Source organism: Paenisporosarcina sp. TG20 (assembly GCF_000286315.1).
Taxonomy (GTDB): Bacteria; Bacillota; Bacilli; order Bacillales_A; family Planococcaceae; genus Paenisporosarcina.
Genome location: NZ_ALJG01000185.1, coordinates 1 through 8060, shown reverse-complemented (window position 1 = coordinate 8060; position 8060 = coordinate 1). Strand labels below are relative to the sequence as shown.

Annotated in this window: 8 protein-coding genes and 1 pseudogene; 7 read left to right on the top strand and 2 right to left on the bottom strand. The window is 36.1% G+C overall.

Translation table 11 applies throughout. From position 1 onward, the window contains the following. Positions 1-259, bottom strand: a pseudogene (locus B371_RS0103100) (hypothetical protein); the annotation flags it as partial. 550 nt (positions 260-809) lie between these two features. On the opposite strand from B371_RS0103100, the gene B371_RS0103095 reads away from it, so the two are divergent. The 6 genes from B371_RS0103095 to B371_RS0103065 all read left to right on the top strand — a co-directional run bounded on the left by B371_RS0103095 (position 810) and on the right by B371_RS0103065 (position 6372). Continuing rightward, a complete protein-coding gene (locus B371_RS0103095; RefSeq protein ID WP_019412854.1) occupies positions 810-1292 on the top strand; it encodes a RidA family protein in 483 nt (160 codons plus the stop codon). Further along, the gene (locus tag B371_RS0103090) at positions 1289-2251 is read left to right on the top strand and encodes a threonine/serine dehydratase (protein WP_019412853.1); all 963 of its coding nucleotides are present in this window, start codon (positions 1289-1291) and stop codon (positions 2249-2251) included. Before B371_RS0103095 ends, B371_RS0103090 begins: the two co-directional genes overlap by 4 nt. Before the next feature lie 246 nt (positions 2252-2497). After that, positions 2498-3211, top strand: coding sequence for a sulfite exporter TauE/SafE family protein (locus B371_RS0103080; RefSeq protein WP_019412851.1), 714 nt, complete (start codon positions 2498-2500; stop codon positions 3209-3211). Between the two features lie 70 nt (positions 3212-3281). After that, positions 3282-4079: a nucleotidyltransferase domain-containing protein gene (locus B371_RS0103075; RefSeq protein ID WP_019412850.1), complete on the top strand. Its 798-nt coding sequence runs from the start codon at positions 3282-3284 to the stop codon at positions 4077-4079. Positions 4080-4141: 62 nt separating this feature from the next. Beyond that, positions 4142-5011: a proline iminopeptidase-family hydrolase gene (locus B371_RS0103070; protein WP_019412849.1), complete on the top strand. Its 870-nt coding sequence runs from the start codon at positions 4142-4144 to the stop codon at positions 5009-5011. Between the two features lie 194 nt (positions 5012-5205). After that, positions 5206-6372, top strand: coding sequence for a TraB/GumN family protein (locus B371_RS0103065; protein WP_019412848.1), 1167 nt, complete (start codon positions 5206-5208; stop codon positions 6370-6372). 78 nt (positions 6373-6450) lie between these two features. On the opposite strand, the gene B371_RS0103060 is transcribed toward B371_RS0103065, so the two are convergent. After that, a complete protein-coding gene (locus tag B371_RS0103060; RefSeq protein WP_019412847.1) occupies positions 6451-6771 on the bottom strand; it encodes a hypothetical protein in 321 nt (106 codons plus the stop codon). Positions 6772-6960: 189 nt separating this feature from the next. On the opposite strand from B371_RS0103060, the gene B371_RS0103055 reads away from it, so the two are divergent. Beyond that, entirely contained in the window at positions 6961-7722 is a 762-nt protein-coding gene (locus B371_RS0103055; protein ID WP_019412846.1) for a hypothetical protein, read from the top strand. Positions 7723-8060 lie beyond the last annotated feature (338 nt).

The window sequence follows — 8060 nt, the reverse complement described above, 5'->3', positions numbered from 1 at the left end:
ATTTGTAGAAGCTGATGGAAGCTTTTTTATTCTGTTTTTCCGCTTCTGCGAGTTTCTTGGAAATGGCACGGTACATACGAATGAGTTGTTTGTGGCGTTTCGTCCGCTTCATGCGTTTTTCCCGCTTCAACAGTTCGCCCAAGCACGTATTATAGATCGCTCGATTGATTTCCAACTCGGTTTCAATTAGCTTTTCATCGCTCTCATCAGTATGCATCTTGACTTTCAGCACGAAAGTCGGGGATGTTTCCTTTGCCATTCCCAACACCTCTTTTCCTGAATCGTTGAACTATTTTCAGTGTACCATAAAACGAACATACGTTCCACTCGAAGGCAGGAAGAATTGCATAAAAAAATGCTTGAAGTGCCAAAAACCTTCGGTTTTCAGTGGCACTCCGCATTTTTCTTCTCTTTCCTCCCACCGCTAAAGCAGTGGGCTTCCAGCTCAGGCAAGCTGTGATGGGAAAAGTCCCATTGTTTTTTTGTATTAATTAAAAAAGTATAAATTCTGGACATCGACTTGCATCGTTATTGGTGCAAGTTGATAAGTTATAATACAGATGTTTTAGTAAAGCACAGTGTATTGATTATGCTTGTATGGAAAATGGATCTAAGGGCAAACGCAGATTGGAGGACAGTGTTTTAGAAAAGAATTGCAGTGAGAAAGCTGACGATTCAACTGTCTTATTAAGTTTCTTAAGAAAAGGATACTTGAAGGATTTACCTCAACCCCTCTTGAATAGTAATAGTATATTCATTTTATTAATGAAAATCTATGAGTGGAAATTATCCTGGGAGGGGAAATGAGATTGACAAAAATCGAGCAACGTTTACAAGAATTAAATATACAGTTACCAGAAGCAACCAAACCTCTATACCACTATGTCCCTGTTATGATTCATCAAGGGGTGGCTTATATTAGTGGTCAAATTCCAAGAATAAATGGAGAAGTTCCTTATACATGTAAGGTTGGTACAGAGGTTACAATAGATCAAGCAAGGGAACTTGCTGAGATTTGTGTGCTAAAAGGACTAAGCTGTTTACAATCGGCAATTGGTAGCCTTGACCAAGTCGATCAAGTACTAAAAGTAACGGGCTATGTTCAATCTGCACCAGGGTTCTCTAAACAACCAAAGGTACTTGATGCAGTTTCTGAATTACTCGAAAAAAATTTTGGTGAAAAGGGGCAGCATGCTCGCACAGCTGTTGGAGTAGCGGAACTTCCTAGTAATACCCCAGTAGAGGTTGACTTTATCATAGCTGTCAAAGCAGAGGGAGAGAGCGAAATATGATTTCATTAAAAGATGTTCAAGCTGCTAGTGAAAGAATTGGGGACATCACGTATGTAACACCCATTTTAAAATCACAACAACTTTCACACATCTGTGGTAATCAAATCTTTCTAAAGTCAGAGCATTTACAAAAGACAGGCTCGTTTAAAATAAGAGGAGCAAGTAATAAAGTTATTCAAGCAATTCAAGAGGGTGCGAAATATGTAACTGCAGCATCTTCAGGAAATCATGGTCAAGCAGTCGCCTATATTGCCAATAAATATGGAATTCCTGCCACAATTGTTGTTCCTGAAGATGTTAGTGAATGCAAAATTAATGCGATTAAAGCCTATAATGGCAAGATAGAAATGTGTGGCACTACATCTGCTGAACGTTTACCAAGAGCTAAGGAAATTGCAGTCCAAGAAAACGGGGTATTTATCCCGCCTTATGATGATCCTTTTATTATGGCTGGACAAGGGACAGTTGGATTAGAAATAATAAATCAGTTTCAAGATGTTGATATAGTCCTTGTTCCAATTGGTGGTGGGGGTCTCATATCGGGGATACTAACTGCGATAAAAGAAAGTAATCCAAAAGTTAAAGTGATTGGGGTCGAGCCTGAGATTGCAAGTGATACATACCTATCTATACAGAATGGCAAGATTACAGCCATTTCTGGTACTTCTACAATTGCAGATGGATTACGTACAAACCAGCCAGGGGATCTGACTTTCCCTATTTTAATGAAATATCTTGATGATATTGTTCTTGTAAGTGAAGAAGAAATTCGCCTGGCTTTTAGTTTTGTTATGGAACGAATGAAACAATTAATTGAACCATCCAGTGCAACAACAGTTGCTGCGGCTATGTTCAATAAAATACCCTTTCAAGGGAAAAAAATTGTGACAGTTATTTCTGGAGGAAATGTGGATTTGGATAAGATTTCAAACATTATCGTAGATACAGGTAAACTCTAAATCATTAGAAAACAGTGTATCCTTTGTTGGAGCTACACTGTTTTTTCAAATTATACATAGAATAGTCTAGTTAGTCTCTATTAAACATCTAAAAGGAATTAATTATTATGCTAGCTTATATCGGAGCGAATTGTACGGGAGACCCTGTAGGCGCGACAGGTGGTGAGGAAGCAGAAGACAGTCGTGTTATTATAGGGTTATTCGAATTCGTAAAATCATAAAAAGTCAGATTAAGTAGGTGTATACTTGGAAATTTTTATAGTTATAGTTATTATTTTAATAGCCTCAATACTTCAAACGAGTACAGGTTTTGGTTTTTCAATTTTGGCCACCCCGTTTTTGCTTTTCATTTTTGAACCAATGGAAGCAATTCAAATTAATATCATTTTATCTCTAGTAATATCATTTGCCTTAATAAATAAAATTAAAAAGGACATAGATTATGGTATTTTAAGACGATTTGTTATAGGGAGTGCTTTAGGATTGCCAATAGGAATTATTATCTTCTTGGCATTGGATTTAAAAAATTTGATATTTGGAATAAGCCTCGTCATACTCGTATTAACTATATTGCTAATACTTAAGTATCGTATAGCTCAAACTAACAGTAAAGACATTGTTATAGGGGGACTATCTGGTGTGCTAACAAGCAGTATTGGTATGCCAGGACCGCCACTGTTGCTTTATTTTTCAGGAACTGACACTAAAAAAGAAAAACTAAGAAGTACCACACTAGCCTTTTATTTATTCATCTATTCGATGAGTTTAGTCATTCAAGTCATTTTTGTTGGTACAAATAGAACAATTTGGATGACAAGCGGGTTCGCCTTACCTCTTGTGCTACTAGGTTTGTATCTTGGCCAAGTCTTATTTAAAAAGATTAACCAACGTTTCTTTCGGATCTTTACATATATAATCCTGCTATTTACAGGAATTTATTTATTAGCCGAAAGTTGGTAGCTCACATCATGAATCATTCCCCTTAATCCAGGGACAGTATTTTAAACGAAAATAAGAGGGGTCCCAATAAATGAAAGAACTAATTCAACAAAAACTTATAGAAATTGAAAAATCCTTCAAGGTGAAAATATTATATGCTGTAGAATCAGGCAGCAGAGCATGGGGATTCCCTTCAAAAGACAGTGATTATGATGTGCGGTTTATTTATGTGCATCAACCAGAATGGTATCTGTCCATTGATCCGCAGGGAGTTGGTAAGAAGCGAGATGTAATTGAAGTACCAATAAATGACTTGCTAGATATTAGTGGATGGGAAATCACGAAAGCGTTGCGACTGTTTCGAAAGAGTAATCCACCTCTCCTAGAGTGGATGAGAAGTGACATTATTTATTATCAAGCGTATTCATTTATTGATCAAATGCGTGCGTTGGAGCCGCAAGTATTCTATTCCAATGCGACGTTATATCATTATTTGAACATGGCGAAAAATAATTACCGTGACTACTTGCAAGGCTCAGAAGTGAAGAGTAAAAAATATTTTTATGTACTTCGACCTATATTGGCTTGTAAGTGGATTGAGGAGAATCAAACAGTCCCACCTATTAGTTTTCATGAACTAATGAGTGAAATGCTACCCGCTGGAGATTTGAAAGATGAGATTGAACTTCTCCTAAAACGTAAAATTGAAGGTGACGAATTAGTTTTGGAACCAAGAATTGAGCGAATCAATAATTTCCTAGAAAGTGAAATAATTCGTTTAGAAGCTTACATAAAAACAATTTCAGTAGAAATTGAAGACCCAACGAAAAAGTTGGACGAGTTATTCAGAAATGTTTTGAAAGAAGTGTGGGAAGCGAAAGACAGGTAAACGATATTAATGCCTAAATGGTTTTTGGACCATGAATAAAGATAATGAAAGGTGACGATAAGATGAAGAAAGATACAGAAGGATATATTCCTGTTACAGGAGGAAATGTTTATTATCGCATGACTGGAAATGGTCTTGGTATTCCATTGCTTGTATTACATGGGGGCCCAGGAGGTATGAGTAGGGAGTCGGATCCACTAAGGATGTTAGGAGATGACCGTCCAGTGATTTACTATGACCAGCTCGGGTGTGGGAATTCAGACCGGCCGGATGACCTTTCTTTATGGACCGTTGAAAGATACGTAGAAGAATTAGAGCAAGTAAGACAGGCACTAGGGTTAGAGGAAGTTCATATCCTTGGTCATTCATGGGGAACGATGCTTGCAGCAGCATACCTTCTCAAACAACCATCTGGCGTCAAGAGTGTGATTTTTTCTAGTTCGTGCTTGAACGCACGTATGTGGGAGCGAGACCAACGAAATTATTTGAAAGAATTACCGCAAGAGACGCAGGAAATTATTGAACTTAGTGAACAACAGAATACGACCGACTCGGATGCGTATCAAGATGCAATGATTCAATTTTATGAACGTCACGTGTGCCGAACCCTTCCATGGCCACAAGAACTTCTGGACAATATGAAAAAAACAAACCATACTATTTACGGGTACATGTGGGGAGCGTCAGAGTTTACAGTGACGGGAACTCTACAAGATTTTGATGTCACCAACAGACTGAACGAAATTAAAATTCCAAGTCTTTTTACATGTGGACGTTTTGATGAAGCCACTCCTAAAACTACCGAATATTATGCAAGCCTAGTGTCAGAATCGGAATTATATGTATTTGAAAATAGTTCACATATGCCTGGAGTTGAAGAACCTCAAGCTTATGCAGATAAGATACGAGATTTCGTTAACCGGCAGTATTAAAATTTATATATACTAGAGACAATTATAGATTTAGAGTTAATTTTAACTGTATAATATATAAAGGAAGACTATCATCTATCGTTAAATGAGATTTAATTGGAATCTCATTCAGTATTATCAATAGCCAGTCTCTAAATAATAACTAGATAAAAGATTATCGCGAAGAAAAATAATTTCTATTAAGGAAGTAGTTTATGCCTGAGGAAAACATTACCCGTATAAATTTAAATGGTAAAGAAGTAATACTTATCGGAACTGCCCACGTATCTAGATTGAGTGCAGAGCAGGTAAAAGAGGTTATTGAAAGAGAGAGACCCGATTCCGTTTGTATAGAGTTGGATGAACAAAGATACCAATCAATCATGGATAGTAACAAATGGAAAGAAACTGATATTTTTAAAGTGATTAAAGATAAAAAAGCGACTTTGCTTTTAATGAATCTTGCGATCTCTTCTTTTCAAAAACGATTAGCGAAACAATTTAACATAAAGCCTGGCCAGGAAATGATTCAAGGAATCGAATCGGCTAAAGAAATAGGTGCTAATCTGGTTCTAGCAGATCGGAATATACAAATTACCTTTTCACGAATTTGGAGTAATTTAGGACTTTCAGGGAAGTCGCAGCTTCTTTCTGCTGTATTCTTTAGTATCTTTAGCAAAGAAACAATCTCAGAAAAGGATCTCGAAGAAATGAAATCACAAGATACGCTTAATGCAGTTCTTGCAGAATTCACGAAATCTTTTCCGAAGTTAAAAACTCCTTTAATTGATGAACGAGATCAATATCTAGCCCAGAAAATCAAAGATGCCCCTGGAAACAAAGTGGTAGCGGTGCTAGGAGCGGCACATGTTCCGGGTATTACAATAGAGATTCATAAAGAGCATGATTTAGAGGCATTATCACAAAAACCGCCTAAATCAATCGTACCTAAGATTATTGGTTGGACGATTCCTGCGCTTATACTATCAATCATTATATATACTTTTATTACGAATCCTTCTGCCGGTTTCGATCAGGCATTAAGCTGGATTTTGTGGAATGGAGCCTTGGCAGCCATTGGTGCCGCAGTTGCATTTGGACATCCACTTGCCATTTTATCTGCCTTTGTTGCAGCGCCGATAACTTCACTAAATCCATTAATAGCAGCGGGATGGGTATCGGGAATTGTACAAGCCTATATCCGTCGACCAAACGTCGGAGACTTTGAAAGTCTTTCAGAAGATGTGTTTTCTATAAAAGGTTTCTGGGATAATAAGGTTACGCGCGTACTTCTTGTAGTGGTATTGACCAACTTAGGCAGCACTTTGGGGACCATTATAGGTGGAACGGATGTCATAAGGCTCTTCCTAAACAATTTATAATATAAAAGGCCAAACAAGAAAATATTTCTTGTTTGGCCTTTTTTTTGATAGAGGGGGTTTTTTAAGTTCCGACTTTTATCAAATAAAATAATCCTTATAAGTAATAAAAGTTATTATTAGAGTGATTGAAAAATAAACAATAGATCCCAAAAAGACAAATGATGTACTAGATACACGTTTTGTAATATCCATTCTAATCCCAGTTTGACCTTGAATTTGCGTATCCAATTGCCGACTTAAAGTTCCTGCCTTATTTGTGAAAATATACGTAATGAATACAGCTGCTACCCCGAATGGAATAGAAATATCAACAAAGCTAATTGAAAATAAATATGCAGCAATCCAATTCACAAGCCCTAAACCCACAATAGTTAAACTTAATAGAATGGTCTTTTTCATAATACTCCCCTTTTTTAAAAAATAAGGTATACGTAAATTGTATAATTTTCAGGATGAATTTACCTTACCAATATTAACATAAAATTACAATGAGCTATTCGTATTGTTATTGTTTCTTTCAAGATAATATCCCCTTGTATACGAAATGCATATGATAATACAAGGTATGGATAAGGAGGGCTAATAACGATGGGATTATTTATTAACAAAGATAAGCACCCGGAGGTTTTTAAAAACAACGGCCAAATAAAGGATTTAAATCAAGGTTTTTTTAAAAGGGATCCACTTTCTGAACTATTAGAGGAGCAGCGGAACGCAAATGAAACATTGCAGCATTCTTTTAAAGAAATGAAAGATTTAATGGAAAGGCAAGAAGTTAAACAATCCACACAATGGAAGAATTTTCAGAATGGAATAAGGGAGCAGAAAAAAGTAAACCTTAAACATGAGAAAGTTGAGGGTCAAGTGTTGTCGTGGGTAAAGAAATTGGATGAAAAAAACTTAGCAATCCAAACAACATTAAATGATGAAGTGATATTCAAACAAGAAATGAAGGAGTACATGGACACTATCAATCAATCGAATCTAGATGTTGTAAAACAATTGGATAAGGTTGAAATAGTTAATGAACAACTTGATTTAAAAGTAAATAAGCAACTAGATTTGCAACAACAACTTTCACAACAAATTACTAAACAAGTAGATGCACAAAGCGAAGTACTAAGTCGACTGGATAACCAGGAAGCTTTAACAGAGAAAATCTTAAGACAACTCGATTATGTACGTTCTATACTTTTCGAACGAACGAACTACTTAGCAGAAAAAATAGACACTAGTTATAACTATACTGCATCGTATTTTACTAAATTAATAACTAGTACTGACAAGTCTCCAACACACTTAAGAGTTAATCAAAAATTAAAAGATAATAATGCAAAAGATTCCAATTAAGTCACATAGTATTTATCATTCAAAGATTCAACAGGTTATCAATTATTCGATTTTTTTAAAGACATAAGCAATTGGAATTGCGATTCAGGACCGGGCGTACTTTACCCGGTTATTCTTACAAGATAAGTATATGGCTTGAGGGTGCCTAGAACCCAGTGTTCATGGTGTTTTTAAGTATATGAGACTAACATTCTAAAATGGAGTTTCTTTGGTATGACTGTTGTTAACCCGATTAATGTGAGTCGTGATTTCCTTCAAAGTTTCCTCTCAGTAGATGTCCTATCAGAATATATAAAATATGACGACTTTTTATATGTATTTCTATTAACTTTTTGATT